We start from the raw sequence: 26,565 nt of genomic DNA on the forward strand, positions 1-26,565 counted from the left end.
CCGGGCGTACGGGCGGAGTGGTTGTCAAAGCGGGAAAGACAGGCCCGCGGCAGGCCAGGTGATTCGCCGGCCATCCGGATCGATCTCGATGGCCAGGGAGAGCGGGTCGATCGGGCCGTGTGCCGAGGTCAGCTGCCGGGCCCGGTCCAGGTGTCCCCACAGATCCAGCGGGCCCGATGAGTGCACGGCCGGGCGGCCGCCGAATTTGGGCACTTCGGCACGAGCCCATGAGCCGGACGGGTGCAACAACCACACCATCGAGCGGTCGTCGAGGTCGATCCACCGATGGTCGATGGTCGGATGCAGCAGTTCGAGGAGCAGAGCCAGCCGCCGGTCGTCCCGAAGATTCGGCACGTCGCCGTCGAAGGCCCGGACTTCGTCACCTTCGGCGGTTCGGGCAGAGAGGTATACGCGGTGCAGAGCGGACCCGTCCTCGGGGCCGGTGCGTGCCCGCATAAACCGCGCCTCGTCCGACACGACGCGCCCCTGAGCGTGTGTCGCATCCGTCACGGTTACCCGGACATGGAGGGAAGTCCCGGCGAGCGTGGTCGAGATGACGCCGCCGCTTCGTACAGCGGCCAGCCACGTCGAAGGGATGGTCCGCGTCGAGAACATCGCCACGGCACGGTCGAACCCGTCATCGGGCAGTGTCTGGGTCGCATCAACGGCCACCATCCGTGGCACGCGGCCGAACGTCGCCAGTCGTCGGCGGGCGACATCCACCAGGTACTCGTCCACGTCGACCGACAGCACTCGATCGTCGCCCAGGCGGTGTCCGAGCAGTGCGGCCGAATAGCCGCTGCCGGTTCCGAGATCGAGCACCTTCATGCCCTCCTCGATCTCCGCGACGTCGAACATCCGGAGCACGAGTGAGGGCAAGGTCGTCGACGAAGTGGGAGGCCGGTCGGACGGTGGTCCGACGTCGTCACCGGCCATGTCGGCGTGCAGTTCACCGACCTGTGTGACGAGCGTTCGGTCGGCATAAGCGGTGTCGATCCACGACGTCGTGTCGGACACCCCTCGGTGCAGACGCCAGTCGAAGCCGTCCTGCTCCCACCAGTTCGGTACGAGGAGGTGACGCGGCGTGCGGGAAACCGCGTCCCGCCACGGCGATCCGGCCCCGACTTCGGCGGCCGATGTCGCGGCGGCAGCGTCCCAGGTTCTCAATGCGTGATCCCTTCCGATAGGGCGTCGACCAGGGCATCGGTGATGCCCAGACCGGGGAGTTGGCGTTCGAGCCAGCGGTACTGGCCGCTCGCGTTGATTTCGAAGAACCGCCAACGACCGTCCGGGGTGACCGCGAAGTCCAGCGCGCCGAAGAACAGACCGAAGTGCGCCATCAGGGCCGACACCCCGGCCGCGACCTTCTTCGGAACGGGGAGCGAGCGATACGTCAACGCGCCGTAGTCCACCCGAAAATCCAGGCGCGTCTCGTCGCTGTGGGCATGAATCGCCACCGCGAACATGCGGGGACCCACGACCGTGAGCCTGACCTCGTAAGCCTTGGGCACGCGCTCCTGGAGCAGGACCGCCGTCGACGCGATCGACTCGTCCATGCTCCCCGAATCCACCACGGTCGTGGGAATCGTCGCGGTCCTCTGCGCTGTGTGCACGCCTCCGCCGAGGGCTTTGTAGATGACCTCGCGTCCCGCCGCGCCGTGAGCCCTGGCAAACATCGCGGCGTGCGTCGGGTCGGTGGTGACGACGGTCGCCGGGGGGTCGAGACCGAGAGTCGCGGCGACGGCCAATTGCATCGGCTTGTAGTTCGTGGCGAGGTTGGCCGTGGGGTGGTTGATCCACCGGACGGGCAGCGAGCCGAGCACCCCGAGCAGTCCGGCACGTGCCTCGGAGGCGGCGAATGTACGGGCGGTCTCGGTCCAATCGCTCGGCAGCCGGAACTCGCCCGGTCTGCGCCACCAGACGCTCCTGACACCAGCCAGGTCGATCGTGCGGGTGCCGACACGGAGGGCACCGCCCCAGCCGCCCCCCGTCAGGGAGGCGGCCAGGGTGGCGCCAGCAGGAAACTCGGCCGTGTCGAACCGCACTACGTCGACACCGCGCTCGCACAGTTGCATGACGACCGGATCGGCGGTGGCATCATCGGGTGCTGTGACGACTACAACGGTGGCGCGACGATTCACCACAGGTCGGTGCCGTCGCCGTCCGACCTGCCATCCGGCTGGGTCTCCGTCTTGGTGTCCCCGGGCATCAACACATGCCACGGGTTGCCCTCGGCGGTCACGCCGATCTGAAGCTCCGGGTCGTAATGCATCGTCAATACCGGTCGCGCGGGGGCTTCGGTCAGGTGACGCATGCCGAACGGAGCCGGCAGAGCTGCCCTGCTGGTCATCTTTTCCTCCAGTGAATGGGTGTCGGGCGCTCTCCGCACGTGGTCCGGCGGGGAGCGTGTAGCGCCGTACCTGCCGCCCGTCGCCACTTGCGGCGGTGCGGCAGTCAGGGGGGAGGCGGCCAGGTGACGCGGCCTGTGGGGTAGTCGGGTACCAGGTCGTCCGGATGACCGGCCCATATCGGCGTTCCGTCGCAACGCTGTACGACAGCGCTCGGGCCGTCCGGCCCGGGAAGGACGCACAAGTAGATGCCGATCGTTTCTTTGGTGTCGCGATGGCGTACGGGCTGTCCGGCACGTGGCGCGGGCAACGTGTCGATCACCAACCGGCGCACCGGCACGACGAATTCGATTCCGCTTCGGGTTCGCACCCATGCCTGTCGACCGTCGACGGCGGTCAGTTCACCTTCGCGCCCTGTGGGACCGCGCACGTCCTCGTGCACCGATGCCCCCAGGTACCGATACGCCAGGATTCGCCCGGCCATCCTGTCCGCTTCGGTGGTTCCCTCAATACGCACGGCGTCACCCGCTTCTGCTGCGCGAGGTCGACACGGTGCGGGCCGTCACCACGGCTGCGGGCTCACCGGTTATGGCATCCACCAAGTGCCGCACGGAGCAGGCGACTTCCAGCCCCTCCCGCGTCCGCAACACGGCCAGGACACCCTCGACTTCACGAAGGCGACCGACGGTTCCGCGATAAGGATCGCGGAACAGCTTGCCGAAATGGCGCACTCCCCAGCGTGCGATCCGAATCGAAGTCCGGTCCACCGCGCCGGTGGTGTCGATCGTGAACATGCCTACCTCTCGGTTGCCGTCGGCCACGACATCGGCGATTCGTTCTGCGCGTCGTTGCCCATTTGAGGCAACAACCTTGTGGCATCGCCTAGTTCGAAGTCCTCGCGAGGCTTGATGTCCTCGCGTTCACCGTTGGGGTAGAGGCGGTAGACGCTCATGGTCATCCGGCTCTTGCCCTCCCCCATGCCCATGGATCTCTCCTGACGAAGTGCTGATCCGAGCAGGTACACCGGGGTGACCTGCTTCTGTGTGACTGATCCACTACTGAGAGAACACCTTTGGGGCTACCTTGGGAACGGTGCAGCGTTCAGCAGTGGAATCTGAGGGATAGGCGCAGAATGCCGGCAGCGAAAGATCTTGATCCGGAAGCCTCGATGTGGGACCTCTTCGGCGCACACCTGCGATTTCTCCGCAAACTCGCGGGCAAGACGCAGCAGCAGCTCGGGAGCGACTTGCATTCAACAGGGTCGTTTGTTGGACAGATAGAGACCGCCGAGCGACGGCCCAGCCCCGAGTTCGCGGCCGATCTCGATAAAGCCCTTGGCGGAACGGGCCTGCTGATCGCCACCGCCTTCCACGCATACCGCTTGGCGGAGGGGCGGCTCAGTTGGTTCGAGACCTTCGCGGAGTCCGAGCAGCAGGCATCCCGCATCCGTACCTTCCAGCCGCAGGCGATTCCCGGACTGCTCCAGTGCGAGGATTACGTCCGGGCCCTCCTGCACAAGGCCAGGTTTCCGCCGGCGATCGTCGAGTCCTGGGTTGCGCGTCGACTCAAGCGAAAGCGCTTGCTCACCAAGAAGGAGGCGCCGCAGTACTGGGCGGCAGTGGACGAGGCCGCACTCATCCGACTGAAGCATGATCCACGGGTAGCCGGCCCACAACTCGTGCATCTGCTGGAGGTGAGTGAATTGTCGAACGTGGTGTTCGAAGTAGTCCCGATGGGCTGCGGCTTGCACCCTTGCATGGATGGGGCATTCGTCGTGCTCTCGATTCCTGGTCGCGGCGAGTGTGCCTACGCGGCCGGCATGGTCGAGTGGCAGATGATCACCGAAGGCCACGCCGTCGCGGAAATTCAGCGTCGATACGATCTGTTGCGAGCCGAGACTCTTTCCCCCTCGCGTTCGCAACAGCTTCTGCGAGACCTCTTGGAGAGCACATGACGAAGGCACGCTCCCAGCCCCCCGGTTGGCGGAAGTCGACCTACAGCGGTCAGAGCGACCAGGAATGCGTTGAGGTGGCGCCACTCGACAGCGCTGTTGGTGCACGCGATTCCAAGGACATAGCGCGCGGCCATCTGGCCATCTCGCCCGTCGCCTGGGCAGCTCTGATGCAGTCCATCAACCAGTGATCCGACGTCACGAGTAAGAGGCGCACGGGCGCAAGGAAGTCAGCTGTGAGCCACGGCTGATGGTCATGCTCGTCGCCTCCGTCATCGTCTACGACCGGGTGAACAGGCGGGTCGTGCTCCTGCGTCGAGGCGAGAACAAGGCGTACGCGCCCGGGATGTGGAGTCTGCCCAGCGGCAAAGGCGCGCCGGGAGAACCCATCACGCACACGGCAGTTCGCGAACTCCGCGAGGAGACGGGGCTGGTGGTCGCGCCGCAGGCGTTGCGTCTCGCCCATGTGACGCACAGCGCGGACAGCCCGGAGGCGCCGGAGGGGTTCGTCGTGCTGGTCTTCGCCGCCGAGGAGTGGGGTGGCGAGCCCGTCAACGCCGAGCCCGGCAAGCACTCGGCCGTGGCCTGGGTCGACACGGACGACCTGCCGACCGACTTCGTTCCGTCGACCCCGCACGCCTTGGAACGGTACCTCGCGAGCGAGCGCCCCGAGGTGGCCATGGACGGATGGGACGGCGCACAAGGCCGTTCGCTTGCCGGCTCCCGCGACCCGACCGGCCCACCCGCACCCCGCGCCCCCTTCCACACGCGCCCGGCCGGACCGGATGGGGTTTCGGCCGCGTCGCGGGTGTGCGTCCCGGCGCGAAGCCAACGGCCCGAACCGGCCGCATAGCGGACGTGCGACCGGTCACGGAAGGCCCTTGCCGGCTTGCTCGCCCCCACCGCCCAGCCCGTCTCGCGCCGACCACTCCCCGCCACGCCGACCCGCGCCAACCCACGCCGACCGCCGACCCTCACGATTCGGGTGTGCCTCTCGCCGCACAATCGCCCATATAAATGCATGCTACACTTATTAGCGAAGCTAACAAGCACGGTTCGCGACCGTGGTACGTCGTATGAGAGTGCGGAGGTCTCGCTGCCGCGGCGCCGTTCCGGGCGCCCAAGTCGGAGGAGCACTTCGACGTGCACGTGCCGTTCCTGGTCGCGACCGTCGACCACCGCGACACCCCGATGGCGCGTACGCCGCAGCCCGTCCCGGCCGCCGCCCGACCCGGCCCCGCCGCCCGACTCGGCAGGGCGAGTAGAAATAGTTCGATAGCTGTAAAACCTGTAAATCTGCGGAAAAGGAAGTGCGCGACATGTACCAGCGGATCCTGGTCGCAGTGGACTCCACCCCCGAAGCCGACGAAGTCCTGGCGCACACCGCCCGACTGGCCGTCGCCGGCGAAGCCGCCGTCCGCGTCCTGCACGTGCAGACCCTGGACGTGGTGGACGGCGGCGGCGTGGGCGGCGTCGTCGAAGACGAGACCGCCGACGCGGCGGTCAAGGTGGTCACCTCGGCCGTCGACACGCTCAAGGCGGCCGGCGTGAGCAACGTCGAGGGCTGGACCGAGGAAACCGTGCGCGGCGACATACCCAACGCGGTCCTGGATCAGGCCCGCACCTTCGACGCCGACCTGGTCGTGCTGGGCGCGCGTCGACACGGCGGCGTGGCGAGCCTGTTCCTGGGCAGCGTCAGCGACGCGGTCGCCCACCGCTCGGCGTGCCCGGTACTGCTGATCCCGTAATCCACCCGCCCACACGCGCGGGCCTCGCACCTTCCCGCAAGGGGACGTCCGGGGCCCGGGGCGTGTGGTGGTCGGCTGATCTCCCCCTCAACCCAGCGGCACCGCACGCCGGTTGGGGTCACGAAGGTCGGTGCCGTGGCTGAGCCACTTCTCCTGGAGCGCCTCCGCGCCCTGTGCCCGCTTCCAGGCGGCCTCGGCGGGCGTCATCGGGAGCAGCGGGAAGAACCGGACCGGGTCGGCGGGTTCCGGCAGCGCCAGGTCGGCGAGCAGGCCACCGGGCTCGGCGACCAGCACCGCGTGGAAGGCGGCGCCTTCCCACAGCGGGCCACCCAGGTCGAGCGACGCGCCGGGCGCGATCACCAGGCCCTCCACCTGCGGAGTCGCGCCCAGCACGGCCAACGGACGCAACACCGAGTCGTGTCCGCCGCGCACCGAGAGCACCAACTCCGCCCGCGGGCCCGCGACCGGGTCGGCCAGCAGCGCCGCCGGATCGGCCATCGGAGCCCGGGACATGCCCAGCGTCGCGTACCGGACCACACCCCCGGCGTCGGGCCCGAAGCGCAGCACCTCGATGCGATCGGCCCCGACGAAGGTGACGCCGGCTCGGCCGGTCGGGTCGCCGAACGCGGCCGTCAGATGTGCCTCGACCTGCGGGGTGGGGTCGACCGGCTCGGGTCCCGGCGTGAAGTCGAACATGCCCGCATGCTAATTCGCCGTCAGGAGCCTTTCGTATACCGGCCATTGGAGCCGGCTCTCTGGTGTACTCTGCATAGTCGGCCCGCCGGATGTGGACATCCTCGCGCGCCATCGGATGACGGACTCGCCCTCGCCCCGACCCACCCGGTCGACGAGCGAAGGTTTCCCCCAGCGGGGACCGGCCGTGGGAGGTGATCGTGGTGCATACCAGCACACCGTGCAGTACCGGCGGCTCACCCGATCTTCCCCGATCCAGTCGCACGCCCCGCCCTTTCTGAGGGTTCCGAGACTTTCGCCGAGTTCCCGGCCACCGCTTCCCGGCCCGGTACCCGATCTCCGAATTTCCTCCGTGACGGGGCGTCAGGATCTTTTGCCGTTCTTTCGGTGATTTGTTCCGCTTGCCCGTGTCGACGCTCCCCGCGGCCTGCCCGCCGCGGCGCTGCGGCGTCGGCGCGCGCCCGGTCAGTGCAGGAGCCCCGTCATGTCGATGATCCGCGACCTCCGTGCCGTAGTCCGTCCGCTTCGCCGCACCCCGCTGCCGTCCACCACGCCCGTGGCGACCGGGAACTGCGTGGTGGATTGCGCCGTGTACCGCGACGGTCGACGCCTGGACGGCTACGCGAATCCCGACTCGGCGATCCACGAGGTACGCACCGGCGGCGGCTTCGTCTGGATCGGCCTGCACGAGCCGAGCGCACTCGAACTGTCCGGTATCGCCGAGCGGTTCGGACTGCACCCGCTCGCCGTCGAGGACGCGGTGCACGCGCACCAGCGGCCCAAGCTGGAGCGCTACGACGACACCCTGTTCGCGGTGTTCAAGACCGTCACCTACGTCGAGCACGAGCAGCTCTCGGCGACCAGCGAGATCGTCGAGACCGGCGAGATCATGGTCTTCCTCGGCAACGACTTCGTGGTCACCGTGCGGCACGGCCGGCACGGCGCGCTCGCCGACCTGCGCTGTCGCCTGGAGGATGGCGGCGAACTGCTCGCCGCCGGCCCCTCGGCGGTCCTGCACGCGGTGGCCGACCGGGTGGTGGACACCTACCTCGACGTCGCGCAGCTCATTCAGGACGACATCGACGAGGTCGAGAACGACGTGTTCGGCGGCGGCGGCGCAGGCGACGCGGGTCGGATCTACCAGCTCAAGCGTGAACTGCTCGAACTCAAGCGCGCCGTCGCGCCGCTGGCCCGTCCGCTGCACTCGCTGGCCGAACGGCCGATGCGCCAGGTGCACCCGGACATCCGCGAGTACTTCCGCGACGTCGAGGACCACCTCTCGCGCGTGGGCGAACAGGTGGCCTCCTTCGACGAGTTGCTGACCTCGATCCTGCAGGCCAACCTCGCGCAGGTGACCGTCGCGCAGAACGAGGACATGCGCAAGATCTCCGCCTGGGTGGCGATCTTCGCGGTGCCCACGATGCTGGCCGGCGTGTACGGGATGAACTTCGAACACATGCCGGAGCTGAAGTGGCGGTACGGCTACCCGATGACGTTGTGCGTGATCGCCGTCGTGTGCACGCTCATGCATCGGGGCTTTCGCCGCAACGGGTGGTTGTGACGCCCGTGCACGTGCTTGTCACCCACCCGGACGCGTCCTACAGGTCGAGCCGGCCCACCATGTTGCGGGCCCGCTCGGCCAGGTCCGGGCGTACCACCACGTCGTAGCGCGAGGCGACGATCTGGCTCGTGGAGACGAAGTCCCGGCGCCCGCCCAGTGCCTTGTAGCCCAGCCAGCCGAACAGGGCGCCCGCCGCGATGCCCCAGACCAGGCCCATCAGCACCAGCCAGAGCCAACCGTGCGCGCGGACCGCGAAGATGCCCAGGAACAGCCCGATCATCAGGCCGAACCACGCACCGCTGGCGGCGCCGGACGCCGCCGCCTTGCCTGCGGTGAGCCGGCCGAGCACGTTCTCGACCATCCGTAGGTCGGCGCCGACGATCGCGGTGTTCTCGACCGGGAACTCGTGGTCGGACAGGTAGTCGACCGCCCTCTGGGCACCCGCGTAGTTCGTGTACGACGCGATCACCGTGCCGGTGTTGGCGAGGTCGGAGCCGGGCCCGCCGGCGCCCGGAGGGAGGTTCTGCTGACCGAACATGGGTGTGCCGCCTCGCCTGGATGCCGGGTGGTGGGCCCGGCGATGGTCCGTGTGGGGTTCGACCGGGAACGCGTACCCGGCAACATTCGTGACAACACGTGACGATCACCCGGAAAGTCGACTAGTCCGACAGAACCTCGCGCACCGCGTCGGCCACCGCGTCCGGTCGGTCCGACATCACGAAGTGCGCGGAGTCGTCCAGCACGTCGCAGCGCCCGCGCGGGGACAGGTTCGCCAGTGTGCGCAGGGCGCGCACCCAGCGGGCCCGGGCGGCCAGGCTCTCGTAGCCGCCGGCGGCGGCGAGCACCCGCAACGGCACATCCGGGAGCGGTGCGACCCGGCGCAGGTCGGCGAGTTCGGCGGCGACGTCGAGGTAGGTGGCGTTCTCGGTCAACGCGGTCGCGAAGAACCGGCCCGACCCGTACACGCCGCGCACCCAGCGCGCGTCCGCCACGTCGCGGTGGCGGCGCGATTGGGTGAACAGGATCGACCGGCGCGCCGCGGGGCCGACCGCCCGGGCCAGCCCGCTGACCCGCATCGCTCCCCCGACCATCCGCGCGGCCCGGACCCGGGCTCGGCGGGCGGGCCGCGGTCTGGGCTTGTCCTCGTTGCTCGGGTCCACCAGCACGAGGCCGGCGGTGCGCTCGGGATACATCCGGGCGAAGCCCTCGACATGGAACGCCCCGAGTGAGTGGGCGAGCAGGACGTAAGGGCCGGGCAGCGCGAGCGCGTCGGCCAGCGCGGCGATCCGGTCGGCCTCGTGTGCCAGGGTGGGCGGTCGCGGGTCCGGCTCGGAGTACCCCAGGCCCGGGCGGTCGAACCGGACCACCGTGCAGTCGGCGGTCAGCAGTGGCGCCACCGAATCCCAGTCGAACCACGCGCCGCCGAGCCCGCTGGTGGCGATCACCACGGGTCCGGAGCCTTCGCGGACCACGTGCAGGGCGGCTCCGTCGATCCGGACGAATGTGCCGGGCGGTACCGCAGCCGGGCGTCTCGCGGCCATGGTGGGCTCCCCGATCACTGGCGGTCACACGTATCGCCATCATCGGCCGCCGCCTCGGCCCGAACCCGCAACGACGCGACCACTACGCCAACCGAGCCGATACCGGACCCACTTGGCCGCGCCACGGCACGCCTGCTTCGCCGACCGGGCGTGACTCGTACCCCGCCCCGAAGATCCGGAGACGGGGTACGACCACCAAAGCCACAACCCCGGGCGTCAGCCCTTGAGCTTGTAGTCCTCCAGCAGACGCCGGCCGATGATCATCTTCTGGATCTCGGCCGTGCCCTCGCCGATCAGCAGCATCGGGGCCTCGCGGTAGAGCCTTTCGATTTCGAATTCCTTCGAGAATCCGTACCCGCCGTGGATCCGGAACGCGTCCTCGACGACTTCCTTGCAGTACTCGGAGGCCAGGTACTTGGCCATCCCCGCCTCGAGGTCGTTGCGCTCGCCGGCGTCCTTCTTGCGCGCCGCGTTGACCATCATCGCGTGCGCGGCCTCGACCTTGGTGGCCATCTCGGCCAGCTTGAACTGGATCGCTTGGTGGCCGGTCAGCGGCTTGCCGAAGGTCTCCCGCTGCTGCGCGTATCGGATGCCCAGCTCGAAGGCGCGCTGCGCGACCCCGCAGCCGCGCGCGGCCACGTTCACCCGGCCGACCTCGACGCCGTCCATCATCTGATAGAAGCCCTTGCCGGGCACCCCGCCCAGGATCCGATCGGCCGGCACCCGACAGTTGTCGAGCACCATCTCGGTGGTGTCGACGCCCTTGTAGCCCATTTTGTCGATCTTGCCGGGGATGGTCAGGCCCGGCCGGGTCTCACCGAAGCCGGACTCCTTGTCCACCAGGAACGTGGTCATGTTCCGGTAGACCGACTCCTCGCCCAGCTCGGTCTTGGTGAGCACCGCAACCAGGTTGGCGGTGCCGCCGTTGGTGAGCCACATCTTCTGACCGTTGAGCACGTAGAACTCGCCGTCCGGCACCGCCTTGGTGCGGATCGCCGAGACGTCCGACCCGCAGTGCGGCTCGGACATCGAGAACGCGCCGCGGATCTCGCCCTCGGCCATCTTCGGCAGGTAGTGGGCCTTCTGCTCGTCGGTGCCGTGCTGCTTGATCATGTACGCGACGATGAAGTGCGTGTTGATGATGCCGGACACGCTCATCCAGCCGCGCGCGATCTCCTCGACCACGAGCGCGTAGGTCAGCAGCGACTCGCCGAGACCGCCGTACTCCTCCGGGATCATCAGGCCGAACAGGCCCATGGCCTTCATGCCCTCGACGATCTCCGCCGGGTATTCGTCCCGGTGCTCCAACTCGGTGGCGACCGGAATGATCTCCTTGTCCACGAAGGTGCGCACGGTGGCGAGGATCTCCCGCTGGACATCGGTGAGTCCGTCGGTCTGTGCGAGGCGGCCCATGGGCGGCGCTCCTTCCGTCTGCGCATGTCCGGGCCCCACCCACCGGGGTCCCGGCCACGCTTCTGGTTGAGAGAGTTACCGGGGAGTATCCACGAGCGCGGCGGGTCGCGACAGAGGGGGTCCGTAACGCGGGCACGTCGATTTCGAACGCTCTGTCGGACCCGTGTTGCGGCGATTACCCCCGGTCAGAGGGTCGGACCCGCACTCCGGCGCGCCATACCCCGCGCACCAGCGGCACCCCGGGCCGGTAGGCCAGGTGTACGTGCGAGGGCGCGTCGAGTTCGACGACGTCGGCGCGCGCGCCCGAACGCAGCACTCCCACATCCGCGCGGCGCAGCGCGCGGGCGCCGCCGGCGGTCGCCGCGTACAGCGCCTGGTCCGGCGTCATGCCCATGTCGCGGACCGCGAGCGCGATGCAGAACGGCATCGAGGTGGTGTAGCTCGAACCGGGGTTGCAGTCGGTGGACAGCGCGATGTCGACGCCGGCGGCGAACAACCGGCGGGCGTCGGGGTAGACCGCGCGGGTGGAGAACTCGGCGCCCGGGAGCAGCGTGGCCACCGTGTCGCCGGCGGCGAGCGCGTCCACGTCGGCGTCGGTGAGGTGGGTGCAGTGGTCGGCCGAGGCCGCGCCGAGTTCGACGGCGAGTTGCACGCCGGGGCCGTGTCCGAGCTGGTTGGCGTGCACGCGCGGGATCAGGCCCCGGGCGGCGCCGGCCTCGAGGATGGCCCGGGCCTGGTCGCCGTCGAAGGCGCCGCGTTCGCAGAACACGTCCACCCAGCGGGCGTGCGGCGCGCACGCGTCGAGCATCGGGCCGGTGACCAGGTCGACGTAGCCGGCCACGTCGTCCGCGTACTCCGGCGCGACGATGTGTGCGCCCAGGTAGGTGGTCTCGGTGGTGAACGCGGACGCGATCCGCAGCGCGCGTTCCTCGTCCGCGACGGTGAGGCCGTAGCCGGACTTGATCTCGATCGTGGTGGTGCCCTGGCGGGACGCCTCCTCGACCAGTCGCGCGGCGTTCGCGGCCAGATCCTCGTCGCTCGCGGCGCGCGTCGCGGCCACCGTGGTCCGGATGCCGCCTGCCTGATACGCCTGGCCGGACATCCGCGCGTCGAACTCGGCGGTGCGGTCGCCCGCGAACACCAGGTGCGCGTGCGAGTCGACGAAGCCCGGGTGCACCGCGCGTCCTTCGGCGTCGTGCCGGGTGTCGGCGTCGGGAGCACTCGCGGCGGCCCCCACCCACGCGACGCGGTCGCCGTCGAGCACGAGCGCCGCGTCCCGGATCAGGCCTAGCGGGCCCGCTCCGAGGTCCGGGTCGTTGGTGACCAGCGAGCCGATGTTGGTGATGAGGGTGGTGGCCACGCGCGAGTGGTCCCTTCCGGTCCGAGGTGGAGTGGCCGCTCCGAGGCGGAGCGGCCGTGGTCAGCCGAACAGCCCGTGCACGGCCGTGGTCAGCGCCTGCGGGACGGCATCCACGAGTTGGTGCACGCCGTCGCGGACGATGGTGCGCCCGCCGACCATGACGTGCGTGACGTCGCTCGCGGTGGCCGCGAACACCGCCGCCTCGGTGGCCAGGCGCGGGACGGTGCCGGCCAGACGGACCGAGTCCAGGCCGATCGTGGTCAGATCGGCGAGGGCGCCCGGTTCGATCCGGCCGGCGTCGGGCCAACCGAGCGCGCGGTGGCCGGTGACGGTGGCGTACGCGAGCAGCGCGGCCGAGGTGAAGTGGCCGCGCCGCCCGGTGCGCAGCCGCTCGTCGAGTTCGACCGCGCGGGCCTCTTCGAACAGGTCGATCACGGCCTGGCTGTCGCTGCCCAGGGACAGCGGCACGCCGGCCCGGGCCAGCTCACCGGCCGGGCCGATGCCGTCGGCGAGATCGCGCTCGGTGGTCGGGCAGAAGCACACGCCCGCCTCGGCCCGGGCCAGTGCGGCGATGTCGGCGTCGGTGAGGTGGGTCGCGTGCACCGCCGTCGCGTTCGCGCTCCAGAAGCCGTGCGCGTCCAGCAGGCCGGTCGGGGTCAGCCCGTGATGCGCGACACACGCCGCGTTCTCGGCGGGCTGCTCGGACAGGTGCACGTGCACCGGAACGCCTTCGGTACGGGCGGCCCAGGTCGCGTAGTCGTCCTTCGCCGCGAACGCGCGGACCGAGTGGATGGCCGCGCCGATCCGGGTGTTCTCGTCGCCGCGAAGCGCGCTCCAGCGCTCGTACCAGGCGTCCGAGCTGCCGTCGCCGAACCTGCGCTGCACGCCCTCCAGCGGCCGGTAGCCGTCGGCGGTGAGGCCGCCGTGCAGGTAGCACGTGTCCAGCAGGGTGATCCGGATGCCGGCCTGGCGGGCCGCCTCGATCAGCGCGTGGCCCATCGCGTTGGGATCGGCGTACGCAGTGCCGTCCGGGCCGTGGTGCAGGTAGTGGAACTCGCCGACCGAGGTGATGCCGGCGAGTGCCATCTCCGCGTACACCGCCCGCGCGAGCGCGAGGTAGCTGTCCGGGTCCAGCCGGCCTGCGGCCTGGTACATCTGCTCGCGCCAGGTCCAGAACGTGCCGGTGCCGGTCTGGGTGCGCCCGCGCAGCGCCCGATGGAAGGCGTGCGAGTGCGCGTTGGCCATGCCCGGAAGGGTCAGCCCGGGCAGCACCGTGGCGCCCGGGGGCACCGGGCGATCGGGGGTGACCGACTCGATCCGGCCGTCCACGATGGACAGCACCACGTCGCGTTCGATGCCGGTGCGGGTCTGCACCAGCTCACACCAGTACTCGCTCACCCGAGGTCCTCGCTCATCAGGTCGGTCACCACGTCGGCGAGCGCCGTGACGCCCGTCAGGCAGTCCACCATCTCGGCGCTCTCCGCCGGCGAGTGCGACACGCCGGTGGGGTTGCGCACGAACAACATCGCGGTGGGCACGCGCGCGGACAGGATGCCCGCGTCGTGACCGGCGCCGGTAGGCAGGATCGGCGCGCCGCCGAGTTGCTTGGCGATCCGGTCGCGCAGCGAGCCCTCGAACTCGACGACCGGCGTGAACGATTCGCGGGTGACCTGCACGTCGACCCCGTCCCGGTCGCCGCGCTCGGTGGCGGCCCGGATGATCTCCGCGACCAGTTCGTCCAGGGTGGGCTCGTCGGCGGCTCGCGAGTCGAGCCAGCCGCGCACCTCGGAGGCGATCGCGTTGGCCGCACCGGGCCGCGCGTCGACCTTGCCGAAGGTGGCCAGCGCACCGGAGACGTGCGCCTTCTTGCGGGCCGCGAGCACGGTGTTGGCGTAGGTCAGCATCGGGTCGTGCCGGTCCTCCAGGCGGGTGGTGCCCGCGTGGTTGGCCTCGCCGCGGAAGTCGAACCGCCAGCGCCCGTGCGGCCAGATCGCCGAGGCCACGCCCACCGCGCGGTCGCGGTGCACCAGATCGCGGCCCTGCTCGACGTGCAGTTCGACGAACGCGCCGATCCGGCCCAGCCGCTGCGGGTCGGGGCCGATCCCGGCCGGGTCGAATCCGGCGCGCTCCATCGCGTCGCCCAGGAAGACGCCTTCGGCGTCCTTCAGGGCGCGTGCCTGATCCGGCGTCAGCACCCCGGCGGACAACCGGGAGCCGACACACGCGACGTTGAACCGGGCGCCCTCCTCGTCGGCGAAGTTGACGATGCCCAGCGGACGCGCCGGATCGGCGCCGCGCTCGCGCAGCAGGTCGAGCGCGGCGAAGGAGGAGACCACGCCCAGCGGTCCGTCGTAGGCACCGCCGTCCGGCACCGAGTCCAGGTGGCTGCCGATCACGATCGCGTCGGCGCCGGGCGCGGTCCACGCCCACTGGTTGCCGTTGCGGTCCTCTTCGTAGATCAGGTTCCGGTTCTCGGCCTGTTCGCGAAACCACGCGCGGCACTCCGCGTCCGCGTCGGTCCACGCGTACCGACGGTAGCCGCCGGTCGTGGCGCGACCCACCGGAAGCAGGTCGCGCCACATCGCCTCGAAGCCGGTGCTCACGCGTCGCCTTCGCGCATCGGCACCCGCACGCCGCGCTCGTCCGCGATGTCGACGGCGTGGTCGTAGCCGGCGTCCACGTGCCGGATCACGCCCATCCCGGGGTCGTTGGTGAGCACCCGGCGGATCTTCTCGCCCGCCAGCGGCGTGCCGTCCGCGACGGTGACCTGGCCGGCGTGGATCGAGCGGCCGATGCCGACGCCGCCGCCGTGGTGGATGGACACCCACGAGGCGCCCGAGGCCACGTTGACCATCGCGTTCAGCAGCGGCCAGTCGGCGATCGCGTCGGAGCCGTCGAGCATGCCCTCGGTCTCGCGGTACGGGCTGGCCACCGAGCCGCAGTCCAGGTGGTCGCGGCCGATCACGATCGGCGCGGCCAGCTCGCCCGAGGCGACCATGTCGTTGAACCGCTCGCCGGCCTTGTCCCGCTCGCCGTAGCCCAGCCAGCAGATCCGTGCGGGCAGGCCCTGGAAGTGCACCTTCTCCTGGGCGAGCTTGATCCAGCGAGCCAGCGACTCGTTCTCCGGGAACAGGTCGAGCACGGCCTTGTCGGTCTTGGCGATGTCGCGCGCGTCGCCGGAGAGCGCGGCCCAGCGGAACGGGCCCTTGCCCTCGCAGAACAGCGGCCGGATGTACGCCGGGACGAAGCCGGGGAAGTCGAACGCGCGGGTGTAGCCCGCCAGTTGCGCCTCGCCGCGGATCGAGTTGCCGTAGTCGAATACCTCGGCGCCCTTGTCCTGGAAGCCGACCATCGCCTCGACGTGGCGGGCCATCGACTCGCGGGCGCGGTCGGTGAACTCGGCGGGCTTGGTGCGCGCGTACTCGGCCATGTCCTCGAACGCGACGCCGACCGGGAGATAGGCGAGCGGGTCGTGGGCCGAGGTCTGGTCGGTGACGATGTCGATCGGCGCGTCCATCGCGAGCAGCTGCGGGACCAGTTCGGCGGCGTTGCCCAGCAGGCCGATGGACAGCGGACGGCGGGCGTCGCGTGCCTCGACGGCGAGCTGCAGCGCGGCGTCCAGCGTCTCGACCCGGGTGTCGCAGTAGCCGTGCTCGATCCGGCGGTCGATCCGCGAGGGGTCGCAGTCGATACAGATGACCACGCCGCCGTTCATGGTCACGGCCAGCGGCTGCGCGCCGCCCATGCCGCCGAGGCCGGCGGTCAGCGTGATGGTGCCTTCGAGGGTGCCGCCGAAGCGCTTGGCCGCGACCGCGGCGAACGTCTCGTAGGTGCCCTGGAGGATGCCCTGGGTGCCGATGTAGATCCACGAACCGGCGGTCATCTGGCCGTACATGGTCAGGCCGGCCGACTCCAGCCGGCGGAACTCCTCCCAGTTGGCCCAGTCGGGCACCAGGTTGGAGTTGGCGATCAGCACGCGCGGGGCCCACTCGTGGGTCTGCATCACACCGACCGGACGGCCCGACTGCACGAGCAGCGTCTCGTCCTGCTTGAGCGTGGTCAGCGTGCGGGTGATCGCCTCGAAGGAGCGCCAGTCGCGCGCGGCCTTTCCGGTGCCGCCGTAGACGACCAGCTTGTCGGGGTGCTCGGCGACCTCGGGGTCGAGGTTGTTGAGCAACATCCGCAGGGCGCCCTCCTGCTGCCAGCCGCGGGTGGTGAGCGTGCTTCCGCGTGGTGCGCGCACCTCGCGCGGTCCTGCGGTGTGGTCCGACATGGCGGCGCCCCTTCTGTCCCTGTGCACGATTTCTGTATGAAAACATTCAGTCGCTTCGAGAGTGAATCTATCTGTTCTGCAAGGCATCGCCAAGAGAGCCGGCCGAGCCGGCGACGTGAGCACCGCGACATCGAGCGACTTGACCCATTCGGTGTCATTTCATGCGATCGGTGGTCGGCCGGACCGGCGCCGGGTAGCCGGACGGCATGGATCTGCAGGAGGTGCTCTGGGCGATCACCGCACTGGGCGCGTTCGTGGCATTCGCGGGGCTGGTGATGCTGGTGCGCGGCCGTGGGCGCGAGCCGGGGGTGGTGGCGCTGGTGCTGATGATCGGTGCGCTGCTGTGCACCGGCGGCTTCCTGCTCAGCGTCCCGCGCTATCGGGAGACCGCGCTGATCGCGGGCGGTGCCGCGATCGTCGGCGTAGTGGCCATGCTGGGCGCGATCTCGATCATGCCGGCGCACCGCGAATCCGCCCGGCAGCCGACGCCGGAGCACCACGTCTCGCCTCACAAGGGGCCCTGGCCGCGTTAGTGCACGAACAGCCCGTCCGGCGTTCGAGGACGAGCCCGCCGCGGGCCGGGCGTCCATCGGCCCGGCCTGCCACGGCGTGCGTGTGCGAGGCCGCTCACACGTCGAAGAGTCCGCGCTCGCCCGCCTGCCGCTCGAAATCCTCCAATCGAACCTGCGCCCGCGCGGGCTCGATGTCGCACATCGCCTGGAGCAGGATCTGCCCCATCAGGATCGGCGCGCCGTACGAGTCGAAGACCAGTTGTGAGCCGACCCCGGCGATCAGTACCGCGTCGGACAGCGCCGCCGCAGGCGCGAACGGGCTGTCGGTCACGGTGACGATCCGCATGCCCAGGTCGCGCGCGACCCGCAGGCCCTCGGCCAACTCCCGCGGATACCGCGGCAGCGCGAAGCACAGCAGGCCGGTCGCGCCCGCCGCACGAGCCTGGTCGAGCCGGTCCACCAGAAGCGAGCCGCCCTCGTCCAGGACGCGCACCTCGGGCAACACCTTGGCCGCGAAGTAGCCGAATCCGCGCGCGGGCGCCATTCCGGTGCGCAGGCCCAGCACCACCAGCGGGCGCGAGGGCGCGAGCAGTGCGGCGGCACGCGCGATCGGGCCCGGGTCGGCGAGTTGCTCGGCCAGTCGGGTCAGGTTGGCGATCTCGGCGTGCACGGCGCCGACGTACTCGTTGCGGTCCACCTCGGCGGAGGACTCGGCAGTGGTGGGCAGCCCGAGTTCGCGCAGGTGCCGGCGCAGCGCCGGGTAGCCGTCGAAGCCGAGCGCGACCGCGAACCGGGTCACCGACGGCTGGCTGACGCCGGCGAGTTGGGCCACTTCGACGCTGGAGAGGAACACCGCCTCGCCCGCGTGCCGGACCAGGCAGTGCGCGATCCGGCGCTGGGTGGGGGTGAGCCGGTGGCGCTCGAAGAGGGCGAGCAGGCGGGCGGAAGGGCTCGCGTCGTCGTCGGCCACCGACATGTCTCCTCGCTGCTGGGGCATCGCTCGGCTGCGCCCGCCGGTGCGGCGGGCGTGGTTCGGGCACTGCCGGAAGGCGCGGACCGCCGCCGGCGGCGGTCCGCGTCAGGTAATCCTGCCTGATCTGACGTGATGTCAGTTCAGCCCGTTCGGGGTCAGTTCAGCTCGCCGACCGCCGAGGCGGCGGCCTCGATCACCTTGCCGGCCCGGACGAAGGCGTCGGCGGCCTCCAGGTCGGGGGCCAGGAAGCGGTCCGGGCCCACCCCTTCGCCGCCGCTCGCACGCAGCGCGGCGATCACTGCGGCCGTGGCGGGCGCGGGGGCACCCAGGCCGGCGGCCACGCGCATGTCCAGGGCACGGGCGGCGGTGGTGAGCTCGATGGCCAGGACGCGGTTCAGGTTGTCGATCGCGCGGCGCAGCTTGCGGGCCGCGCTCCAGCCCATCGAGACGTGGTCCTCCTGCATCGCCGAGCTGGGGATCGAGTCGGCCGAGGCGGGCATCGCCAGCCGCTTGCACTCGGAGACCAGCGCGGCCTGGGTGTACTGGGCGATCATCAGGCCGGAGTCGACGCCGGGGTCGTCGGCCAGGAACGCGGGCAGCCCGTGCGAGCGGGAGGGGTCGAGCAGGCGATCGGTGCGGCGCTCGGCGATCGAGCCGAGGTCGGCGACCGCGACGGCGAGGAAGTCGAGCACGTAGCCGACCGGGGCGCCGTGGAAGTTGCCGTTGGACTCGATCCGGCCGTCCTCCAGGATCACCGGGTTGTCCACGGCGGCGGCGAGTTCGCGGTCGGCGACCAGCAGCGCGTGCGCGAGGGTGTCCCGGCCCGCACCGGCGACCTGCGGCGCGCAGCGCACCGAGTAGGCGTCCTGCACGCGCGGCGCCGCGTCCTGGTGGTGTCCGGTCAGCGCCGAGCCGTCGAGCACGCGCAGCATGTTGGCCGCGCTGGCCGCCTGGCCCGGGTGTGGGCGGATGGCGTGCAGCGCCGGGTCGAGCACGCGGGAGGTGCCCAGCAGCGCCTCCATGGTCATCGCGGCGGTGATGTCGGCGGTGGTGAACAGGCGGGCGAGGTCGGCCCCGGCCATCAACAACATGCCGAGCATGCCGTCGGTGCCGTTGATCAGGGCCAGGCCCTCCTTCTCCTTGAGCTCGATCGGCTCCAGGCCGGCGGCGGCGAGCAGTTCGGCGGCGGGCCGCACCACGCCGTCGCGGCCGGCCGCCTCGCCCTCGCCGGTGAGCACGAGCGCGCAGTGCGCCAGCGGGGCCAGATCGCCGCTGCAGCCGAGCGAGCCGAATTCGCGGACCACCGGCGTGATGCCCGCGTTGAGCAGCCCGGCCATGGTCTGCGCGACGATCGGCCGCACCCCGGTGCGGCCCGAGCACAGCGTCTTGAGCCGCAGCAGCATCAGCGCGCGGACCACCTCGTCCTCGACCCGGGGGCCCATCCCGGCGGCGTGCGAGCGCACCAGCGAGTGCTGGAGCCGGGTGCGCAGTTCGGGGCTGATGTGCCGGACGGCGAGCGCGCCGAAGCCGGTGGACACCCCGTACACGGGTTCGGTGCGCGCGGCGAGGCCCTCGACCACCGCGCGAGAGGCAGCCATCGCCTTTATCGCGCGTTCGGTGAGTTCGACGCGCGCGCCGGCGCGGGCGACCGCGAGGACGTCCTGCGGGGACATCCCGGCCTCGCCGATCGAGACGGTGGCGGGGGCGGCTTCGGGGGCGCTGTGCAGATCGATATTCACTCGATCATTATGTGCATGGATTGCGACAACACCAGGGCGGCTACCGTGCCGGGAGGCGTAAGAGACGTTCGAGCCGTGGTGGGCATTCGCGTCGTACGCCCTCCGGAACGGATCGACCGCCCGGAGCGGATCGAGGAAAGGCAGTGTTGTGGGTCGGGTCACCTCTCGCCACAAGGTCCTGCGGCTGGGCGGCGACCTTCCGGCCGTCACGCGCACCGACACGCTCGTCACCGAGGAGCCGCTCGACATCCGGATCGGCGGGCGCACCATCACGGTGACCATGCGCACACCGGGCGACGACTTCGACCTGGTCGCCGGATTCCTGGCCGCCGAGGGCGTGATCGGCGCGGCCGAGGACCTGGCCGCGATGCGCTACTGCGCGGGCACCGACGACGAGGGCCACAACACCTACAACGTGGTGGACGCGGTGCTCGCGCCGCACGTGCCCGCCCCGGATCCGGGCCTGATGCGCGGCGTGTGGACGTCCAGCTCGTGCGGGATCTGCGGCAGCACCGGTATCGACGGGCTGCGCAAGATGTCCCGCTTCGACGTGCACGCGGACGGGGTGCGGGTGGACGCGGAGGTGCTGTACGCACTGCCGGATCGGCTGCGCGCGGCGCAGAAGGTGTTCGCCAGCACCGGTGGCCTGCACGCGGCCGGCCTGTTCACCGCGACCGGCGAGATGGTGTGCGTGCGCGAGGACGTGGGTCGGCACAATGCGGTGGACAAGGTGGTCGGCTGGGCGCTGCGCGAGGGCCGGTTGCCGCTGGCCGGGCATGTGCTGATGGTGAGCGGACGGGCCTCCTTCGAGCTGACCCAGAAGGCCGCGATGGCGGGGGTGCCGATGATGGCCGCGGTGTCCGCCCCGTCCGGACTGGCGGTGGACCTGGCCGCCGACGCGGGGGTGACCCTGGTCGGCTTCCTGCGCGGACGCTCGGCCAATGTGTACAGCCATCCGGATCGGGTGACGGTGCGGCGCGGCGACCCGTCGGCCTGATCACCCGGGACCGGCCCGGAACCTGCCGCGGCCCGGTCACTCCGGGAGCGAGGCGCCCCCGGTCAGCGCGACCGCGACCAACGCGCGCAGCACCGGAGCCAGGCCGGTGACGCTCAGACTCAGGTCGTCGGCGTAGATCTCGACCAGCCAGCCGCCCGCGGCGTTGCTGCCGCCGGCGGCGACCATCGCCTTGTAGCCGCCGACCAGGAGCAGGTCCTCCTCGGCCGGGTCGGTGCCCGGGTCGCCCAGTTCGGCGACGAAGCTGCCGCCCTGCACCGCGTCCGCCGTGGCCGGGTAGTGCGCCAGGTCGTATTCGGCGGCGACCGCGTCGTAGCGCGACCCCGATTCGCTCTGCACTCCGGTCAGTCGGTGGATCGAATAGCGCACGGTGCGCAGCACCCGACCGCCCGGCGGCAGGTAGGACACCCACCACGCGACCCCGTCCAGCATCCGCGCGAAGGTGTCGGCGACGATTTCCAGCCGGCCCAGCGTGTCCGCGCGGTGCACGCTCTTGGGTTCGCGCTCGTCCAGGACGGCGAGTACCGCCGCGAGCAGTCGGCCGGGTTCGGCGTTGTGCAGCGCGCCGCGAAACCGGCGCCGGTCGCGGTGCGGACCGGGGCCCTCGGTCTCCGCCTCCTCCTGCGCCTCGCTCGCCAGCGACAAGGTCAGGTCGGGCTGCTGGCCGCGACCGGCGACCACCGGCCGGGTCGAGCGCGAGCCCTTGGCCCGGTACTGGGCCGCGTCGGCGAGTCGGAACAGGCGATCCGCGCTGGTCACCGGGCCCACCGGGTCGCCGGTGGAGGCCACGCCGCAGGCCACGCCCTCACCGTTGTGCATCCGCAGCGCGCGCCGACACAGCTCCTCGGCGACCGCGACCACGTCGTCCGGCGGGTAGCCCTCGGCGAGCACGCAGAACTCGTCGCCGCCGAGCCGGGCGGCCATCGCCCCCGGCAACATCGCGCCGCAAGCGGAGAGTTGGTCGGCGAACCGCTCCAGGAGTCGGTCGCCGACGTCGTGCCCGCGTTCGTCGTTGAGCCGCTTGAGACCGTTGACGTCACAGACGATCAGGCTGACCACCACACCGTCGCGGTAGTGCCGGGCCATCGCCTCGTCCAGCCGGGCGTCGATCGCACGTCGGTTCGCCAGTCCGGTCAGCGGGTCGGTGAAGGCCAGCTTCTCGATCCGCTCGAAGTGCTCGGCCTGGGCGAGCCCGGCCGAGATCTGCGCGGCCAGCACCCCGGCGAACTCGGCGTCCACCGGCTCGAAACGCGGCTGGTCGGAGCGCCGGGCCAGATACAACTCGCCCCATACCCGACCCTCGACCATGATCGGCGCCACCATGCAGTCGTGCCGCCCCCGGCGCAGCATCGCCGCGACCCGCTCGCGGTCGCGCGCGTGCTCGGGATCGTCCACGCAGCGCGACCACGTGGTCGGCCAGGCGTCGGACTCGATGATGTCCGGGAAGTCGGTGACCGCATACGTCTCCGCGGCGGGCAGCGGTTCCTCACCCTCGGCGAGTTCGCCGTCGTTGACCAGCACCCGCAGGCGCCCGGTGTCCCGCTCCCAAACCGAGATCGAGGCGTGCGCGGCCCCCATCGCCAGCCGGGCCTGGGTCGCGGACACCCGGACCACCTCGGAGAAGTGATGGGTCGTGGCGAGCGTCTTGGCCAGATGGATGATCGCGTGCAGCCTGCGGGCCGCGTCCGGACCTTCGACCAAGGCGACGGGTTCCGGACACGTGTCTCCCGGCATGCCGGGCAGATCGTCGGGCGTGCCACCCGAGCTCTCCGCTCCGGGAGCGCTCGAATCGGGTCGCGAAGCTACTGTCCTCACCCCCAATCCACCAGCACCGACAGAGGATATGTCATGTATTGCCCGATTAACGGCAACGTGCACCCGCGTCATGCCGCCACCTCGACGGGTCGCTGTTCGCGTGCGTTCCTGTTGTCGGTGCCGGTCGGCGCCGGCATCCGTGCCGAGACACCCTCGCGTGAGCCCAGGGCTCGCTCCGATGCGAGCGAAGCGCTTGTATACCCCGGCTTCGCGTCCTGCGCACATTACTCCTGTGCCTCGCGCCCGCAACGCCCCGTGTCCGCTCCGTAGCGCGGCAGCGGGCGCGTGGGCGCGTGGTTGTGAAGAGAGCGTGGAGGGCTCCCGGGATCGGGGCCGAAAGAGTACGGTCGCGGGCACAGCCCGAAGGAGCGACGCGTGCCCACGCTTTCCGTCATCGCCGCGATCGACATACCGGCCGTCCGGATCTGGGAGGCAGTAGGGGACTTCGAGGATCCGTCCGGCTGGTACCCGTGGCCGGTCGACGAGCACTCCCGGGGCGAGCGATGCGTACGCAGGCCCGACGGCTCGACCGTGCGCGAACGGCTGGTCTCGCACGACGCTGCCGGGCACACCTATACCTACCGGGCACTCGACGGTCTGCCGCTGCTGGGCCGGCTCGCCCTGGAGTCGATCGCGGGAGGCACGATGTGCCTGGTCGTGTGGTCGGTGCGGTTCGAGAGCACCCCGACCGAACAGCTCGCGGTGCTGCGCGAGCTCGAACACCAGGTGATGCGGCCCGCGCTGCGGGCGCTGCGCGGGGCGTTCGCCTGATCCGACCGCGAAAGATCGGGCGTCGGCCTCAACCGCCGGCCGCGCCGAGCGGGTCGGGCAGCGGAGTACCCGGCCGGCATACCGTCCAGGGTTCGACCAGGCCCAGGCCGCGGACCGGCCGGCGCCACATCGGGTGCAGTTCGTAGCGGTTGTCGCCCTCCAGCGCCGCGGCCAGCTCACGGTCGACCACCACCGCGTCCTTGGGACTGAGCGCGGTCAGCCGGCTGGCCAGATTGACCGTGGTGCCGAACACATCGCCCATCCGCGAGAGCACATGGCCGTACGCGATACCCACCCGCAGTGCGGGCAGGACGTCCTCCTGCGCCATCGCCTCGACCAGGCGCAGGCCCAGCTCCACCGCCGAGTCCGGGGAGAAGGTCACGAACAGCACCTCGTCACCCAGCGTCTTGACCAGCCGGCCGCCCTGCTCGGCGATCACATCGACGGCGGTGTCCTCGAAGGTCTGCACGAGCCGGCCGAGTTCGGCCTCCTCCAGGTTGCGCGACAGCCGGGTGAAGCCGACCAGGTCGGCGAATCCGACGGCCAGCGACTGGCCCACCGTCTGCGGATCGGTGAGCCCCTGCATCGCCCGCGAGCTCGCCGCGGCCAGGTGGCGCCGCCAGGCGTAGATGACCAGCGGTTCGAGTTCGAGCATCACGTCGCCGGCGGTGGTGACCACCTGCTCGGAGCGGCTGCCGGTGAGCTCGTTGCCGATGTACTCCACCCACGCCTCGGTCTGCCATTCGGCGAACCGGGCCATGGTCTGTCCGACCGAGCGCACGAACTGGGCCGCGACCGTGGCCGGCAACAATCCGGACTCGGTCAGCTCGCGCAGGTGCTTGAGCGCCGCGACGTCGGCGTCGGTGAACGCACGGGCCGGGCCGAAGTCGGCGAAGCCCAGGCCGCGCCACAACCTGCGGGCCTCGTCGAGGGGCACCCCGACCAGGTCGGCGACCTGGCCGGAGGTGTATCGCCGGGGTGCGCCCAGGACGACCTGCTCGACATCGGCGATGGTGTTGTTGACCGCCTCGATGTCGGACAGGTCGGGAAGGGCGTGCTGATCGGCCGCTTCGGCCCCGGCGCCCGCGCCGGGCTCCACGCGGGTCCGTTCCTCGGGCATGTGGCTCCACCGGGTGTGCGAAGGATGGTCTCGTCGGAGCCACACTACGTGTCGGGGGTCACAAAGGTTCGGGGTCGGGCGGTGCCATGTGCTTCTTCCGCCCGGCGGCGGCCCGCTCCGCGAGCACGAGCAGCTCGCTCTGCAGCCGCACCACGTGGGGCAGACCCGGCAGTTCGAGCTGCTCCCGGTCGCCGACGGGGACCACTACGACGGTGCCCGCGCCGAGCATCCGGTCCACGAACGACTCGTGCTCGATCAGTACGTCTTCCACGCGTGCGAACGGCACCACCCGGATCTCCCGGGTCAGCGTGCCGGTACGCACGGTCAGCCGGTCGGCCGCGACCGAGTACAGCGTGCCCAGCCAGGCCAGCCACGGCAGGACGCTCCAGCGAACCAGGACCGCCAGACCGGCCAGGAGCACGACGGGCCGGCTCCAGCCGCGGGCGGCGCTCGACGGGGTCAGCGCGGCGAGGAAGCCGGTGGTGGCGACGGTGACGAACAGGGCGAGGGCGGGGCGGACGAGGTGCTTCCAGTGCGGACGCACGACGAAGAGTGTGTCGTCGTCGACCTCGGCTGTGGTTGTGAACACCGGGCCTCCTGGTGAGTCACCACGATTGTGCGGCGCCCTTGGGCGGGCGGCCGGGAGGCGTGCCGAGGGCACGGGTTTTTGTGCGGTTCCCTTGGGCGGGGGCACGGGGTTGTTGCGCGCCCACCCGCCCGTCGCGCGGGGTGGGAGGGCTGCGGGAATCGGGCGAGGGGTGGCGCCGGGACGGCCTCGCGGCGCGTGGTCGGGGGGACGGGCGGATACGCGGGCGTCGGGTGGGCGGGAGGTTGCGGGAATCGGGTGGGGTGGGAGCCGGGACGGCCTTGTGGGGTGGGGCGTCCCGGCTTTGTGGCTAGTCGGCGGTCGGGCGGACGTGGACGACGTCGCCGGCGCCCACCGCGGTGGGGCCTTCGGAGGTGGTGACCAGGAGGCGGCCGTCCTCGTCGATGCCGGTGGCCGGGCCCTCCAGCGTGCGGTCGGCGGGCAGTTCCACCCGCACCCGGCGGCCGATCGTGGCGCACGCGTCGGTGTAGGCGGTGAGCAGGCCGCTCGTGCGCGCGTCGCCGCCGGTCAGCCGCCAACGGGTGTACCACTCCTCCAGCTCGCGCAGGAGCGCGCGCAGGATCGGGTCCCGGTCGGTGTTCTCGGCGCCGGCCAGCGCGAGCGAGGTCGCGGTCGGGACCGGCAGTTCCTCCTCGCGCAGCGAGACGTTCAGACCGATCCCCAGGACCACCCCGGCGCCGGCCCGCTCGGCCAGGATCCCGGCCAGCTTGCGTTCGCCCACGAGCAGATCGTTGGGCCACTTCAGGCGCGCGTCCACGCCCGTCACCCGGGACACCGCCGAGGCTGCGGCGACCCCGGCGAGCAGCGGCAGCCAGCCCCAGCGCGCGACCGGCACCTCGGTCGGCGCCAGCGTCACCGACATCGCGATGCCCGAACGCGGCGGCGCACTCCAGCGCCGGTCCAGCCGGCCCTTCCCGGCCACCTGCGACTCGGCGACCAGCACCAGCCCCTCCGCCTCCTCGGCCCGCCGGGCGAGATCGGCGTTGGTCGATCCGGTCTCGGGTACGACGTCGACCTCGCGCCACAGCCCACCGGGTACCAGCAGGGCCTTGCGCAGCGCCGCCTCACGCAGCGGGGGGCGGTCCAGATCCGTGAAAGGAGAGTCCATCCGATCACCCTAGAAGG

Annotated in this window: 27 protein-coding genes; 8 read left to right on the forward strand and 19 right to left on the reverse strand. The window is 71.0% G+C overall.

Annotation, left to right across the window (positions count from 1 at the left end; all coding sequences use genetic code 11):
* Positions 1-24 precede the first annotated feature (24 nt).
* From ABZS54_RS21540 to ABZS54_RS21560, 5 genes are all read right to left on the reverse strand, one after another.
* The gene (locus ABZS54_RS21540; protein ID WP_355538234.1) at positions 25-1,167 is read right to left on the reverse strand and encodes a methyltransferase domain-containing protein; all 1,143 of its coding nucleotides are present in this window, start codon (positions 1,165-1,167) and stop codon (positions 25-27) included.
* Positions 1,164-2,222, reverse strand: coding sequence for an ATP-grasp ribosomal peptide maturase (tgmB, locus tag ABZS54_RS21545; protein ID WP_355538237.1), 1,059 nt, complete (start codon positions 2,220-2,222; stop codon positions 1,164-1,166). The genes ABZS54_RS21540 and tgmB overlap by 4 nt, the downstream gene beginning before the upstream one ends.
* Positions 2,138-2,350, reverse strand: a complete 213-nt coding sequence (gene tgmA, locus ABZS54_RS21550) for a putative ATP-grasp-modified RiPP (protein ID WP_355538240.1) — start codon at positions 2,348-2,350, stop codon at positions 2,138-2,140. The genes tgmB and tgmA overlap by 85 nt, the downstream gene beginning before the upstream one ends.
* Positions 2,351-2,869: 519 nt before the next feature.
* Positions 2,870-3,142 (reverse strand): hypothetical protein, encoded by a 273-nt coding sequence (locus tag ABZS54_RS21555; RefSeq protein WP_355538243.1) that lies wholly within the window; start codon positions 3,140-3,142, stop codon positions 2,870-2,872.
* 2 nt (positions 3,143-3,144) lie between these two features.
* Complete coding sequence (locus ABZS54_RS21560) at positions 3,145-3,333, reverse strand: hypothetical protein (RefSeq protein ID WP_355538246.1); 189 nt, start codon at positions 3,331-3,333, stop codon at positions 3,145-3,147.
* Between the two features lie 147 nt (positions 3,334-3,480).
* Here ABZS54_RS21560 and ABZS54_RS21565 point away from each other — a divergent pair, with 147 nt between their 5' ends.
* The 4 genes from ABZS54_RS21565 to ABZS54_RS21580 all read left to right on the forward strand — a co-directional run bounded on the left by ABZS54_RS21565 (position 3,481) and on the right by ABZS54_RS21580 (position 6,047).
* Entirely contained in the window at positions 3,481-4,302 is an 822-nt protein-coding gene (locus tag ABZS54_RS21565; RefSeq protein WP_355538248.1) for a helix-turn-helix transcriptional regulator, read from the forward strand.
* Complete coding sequence (locus ABZS54_RS21570; RefSeq protein ID WP_355538250.1) at positions 4,299-4,490, forward strand: DUF397 domain-containing protein; 192 nt, start codon at positions 4,299-4,301, stop codon at positions 4,488-4,490. Before ABZS54_RS21565 ends, ABZS54_RS21570 begins: the two co-directional genes overlap by 4 nt.
* A 59-nt stretch (positions 4,491-4,549) precedes the next feature.
* Positions 4,550-5,152, forward strand: coding sequence for an NUDIX domain-containing protein (locus ABZS54_RS21575; RefSeq protein WP_355538252.1), 603 nt, complete (start codon positions 4,550-4,552; stop codon positions 5,150-5,152).
* A gap of 466 nt (positions 5,153-5,618) precedes the next feature.
* On the forward strand, positions 5,619-6,047 hold the full coding sequence (locus ABZS54_RS21580; protein ID WP_355538254.1) for a universal stress protein: 429 nt from the start codon (positions 5,619-5,621) through the stop codon (positions 6,045-6,047).
* Between the two features lie 87 nt (positions 6,048-6,134).
* On the opposite strand, the gene ABZS54_RS21585 is transcribed toward ABZS54_RS21580, so the two are convergent.
* The gene (locus ABZS54_RS21585; protein ID WP_355538256.1) at positions 6,135-6,743 is read right to left on the reverse strand and encodes a suppressor of fused domain protein; all 609 of its coding nucleotides are present in this window, start codon (positions 6,741-6,743) and stop codon (positions 6,135-6,137) included.
* A gap of 481 nt (positions 6,744-7,224) precedes the next feature.
* Between ABZS54_RS21585 and corA the strand changes: the two genes are divergently transcribed.
* Positions 7,225-8,301, forward strand: a complete 1,077-nt coding sequence (gene corA / locus ABZS54_RS21590; RefSeq protein ID WP_355538259.1) for a magnesium/cobalt transporter CorA — start codon at positions 7,225-7,227, stop codon at positions 8,299-8,301.
* A gap of 37 nt (positions 8,302-8,338) precedes the next feature.
* On the opposite strand, the gene ABZS54_RS21595 is transcribed toward corA, so the two are convergent.
* From ABZS54_RS21595 to hutU, 7 genes are all read right to left on the reverse strand, one after another.
* Positions 8,339-8,839: a general stress protein gene (locus ABZS54_RS21595; RefSeq protein ID WP_355538262.1), complete on the reverse strand. Its 501-nt coding sequence runs from the start codon at positions 8,837-8,839 to the stop codon at positions 8,339-8,341.
* Between the two features lie 121 nt (positions 8,840-8,960).
* A complete protein-coding gene (locus ABZS54_RS21600; RefSeq protein ID WP_355538265.1) occupies positions 8,961-9,842 on the reverse strand; it encodes an alpha/beta hydrolase in 882 nt (293 codons plus the stop codon).
* A gap of 216 nt (positions 9,843-10,058) precedes the next feature.
* Positions 10,059-11,255, reverse strand: coding sequence for an acyl-CoA dehydrogenase family protein (locus ABZS54_RS21605; RefSeq protein WP_355538268.1), 1,197 nt, complete (start codon positions 11,253-11,255; stop codon positions 10,059-10,061).
* A 175-nt stretch (positions 11,256-11,430) separates the two neighbouring features.
* The gene (gene hutI, locus ABZS54_RS21610; protein WP_355538271.1) at positions 11,431-12,615 is read right to left on the reverse strand and encodes an imidazolonepropionase; all 1,185 of its coding nucleotides are present in this window, start codon (positions 12,613-12,615) and stop codon (positions 11,431-11,433) included.
* A 60-nt stretch (positions 12,616-12,675) separates the two neighbouring features.
* Positions 12,676-14,013 (reverse strand): formimidoylglutamate deiminase, encoded by a 1,338-nt coding sequence (locus ABZS54_RS21615; RefSeq protein WP_355538274.1) that lies wholly within the window; start codon positions 14,011-14,013, stop codon positions 12,676-12,678.
* Complete coding sequence (locus tag ABZS54_RS21620) at positions 14,010-15,197, reverse strand: allantoate amidohydrolase (protein WP_355538331.1); 1,188 nt, start codon at positions 15,195-15,197, stop codon at positions 14,010-14,012. The genes ABZS54_RS21615 and ABZS54_RS21620 overlap by 4 nt, the downstream gene beginning before the upstream one ends.
* Before the next feature lie 17 nt (positions 15,198-15,214).
* A complete protein-coding gene (gene hutU, locus ABZS54_RS21625; protein ID WP_355538277.1) occupies positions 15,215-16,888 on the reverse strand; it encodes a urocanate hydratase in 1,674 nt (557 codons plus the stop codon).
* A gap of 206 nt (positions 16,889-17,094) precedes the next feature.
* Here hutU and ABZS54_RS21630 point away from each other — a divergent pair, with 206 nt between their 5' ends.
* Positions 17,095-17,421, forward strand: a complete 327-nt coding sequence (locus ABZS54_RS21630; RefSeq protein ID WP_355538280.1) for a hypothetical protein — start codon at positions 17,095-17,097, stop codon at positions 17,419-17,421.
* Positions 17,422-17,515: 94 nt separating this feature from the next.
* Here the strand turns inward: ABZS54_RS21630 and ABZS54_RS21635 are convergent, their stop codons facing one another.
* Entirely contained in the window at positions 17,516-18,376 is an 861-nt protein-coding gene (locus tag ABZS54_RS21635; RefSeq protein ID WP_355538283.1) for a MurR/RpiR family transcriptional regulator, read from the reverse strand.
* Positions 18,377-18,528: 152 nt separating this feature from the next.
* Positions 18,529-20,106, reverse strand: a complete 1,578-nt coding sequence (gene hutH, locus ABZS54_RS21640; protein WP_355538334.1) for a histidine ammonia-lyase — start codon at positions 20,104-20,106, stop codon at positions 18,529-18,531.
* A gap of 154 nt (positions 20,107-20,260) precedes the next feature.
* On the opposite strand from hutH, the gene fdhD reads away from it, so the two are divergent.
* Positions 20,261-21,109: a formate dehydrogenase accessory sulfurtransferase FdhD gene (fdhD, locus tag ABZS54_RS21645; protein ID WP_355538286.1), complete on the forward strand. Its 849-nt coding sequence runs from the start codon at positions 20,261-20,263 to the stop codon at positions 21,107-21,109.
* A 36-nt stretch (positions 21,110-21,145) separates the two neighbouring features.
* On the opposite strand, the gene ABZS54_RS21650 is transcribed toward fdhD, so the two are convergent.
* The gene (locus ABZS54_RS21650) at positions 21,146-22,942 is read right to left on the reverse strand and encodes a diguanylate cyclase (protein WP_355538289.1); all 1,797 of its coding nucleotides are present in this window, start codon (positions 22,940-22,942) and stop codon (positions 21,146-21,148) included.
* Positions 22,943-23,317: 375 nt separating this feature from the next.
* Between ABZS54_RS21650 and ABZS54_RS21655 the strand changes: the two genes are divergently transcribed.
* On the forward strand, positions 23,318-23,713 hold the full coding sequence (locus ABZS54_RS21655; RefSeq protein WP_355538292.1) for an SRPBCC family protein: 396 nt from the start codon (positions 23,318-23,320) through the stop codon (positions 23,711-23,713).
* Between the two features lie 28 nt (positions 23,714-23,741).
* Here the strand turns inward: ABZS54_RS21655 and ABZS54_RS21660 are convergent, their stop codons facing one another.
* The 3 genes from ABZS54_RS21660 to ABZS54_RS21670 all read right to left on the reverse strand — a co-directional run bounded on the left by ABZS54_RS21660 (position 23,742) and on the right by ABZS54_RS21670 (position 26,548).
* Complete coding sequence (locus ABZS54_RS21660) at positions 23,742-24,833, reverse strand: adenylate/guanylate cyclase domain-containing protein (protein ID WP_355538295.1); 1,092 nt, start codon at positions 24,831-24,833, stop codon at positions 23,742-23,744.
* 58 nt (positions 24,834-24,891) lie between these two features.
* Positions 24,892-25,422 (reverse strand): PH domain-containing protein, encoded by a 531-nt coding sequence (locus ABZS54_RS21665; RefSeq protein ID WP_355538298.1) that lies wholly within the window; start codon positions 25,420-25,422, stop codon positions 24,892-24,894.
* Positions 25,423-25,729: 307 nt separating this feature from the next.
* A complete protein-coding gene (locus ABZS54_RS21670; protein ID WP_355538301.1) occupies positions 25,730-26,548 on the reverse strand; it encodes a biotin--[acetyl-CoA-carboxylase] ligase in 819 nt (272 codons plus the stop codon).
* Between the last annotated feature and the right edge of the window lie 17 nt (positions 26,549-26,565).

This window comes from Embleya sp. NPDC005575, from assembly GCF_040605455.1.
Taxonomy (GTDB): Bacteria; Actinomycetota; Actinomycetes; order Streptomycetales; family Streptomycetaceae; genus Embleya.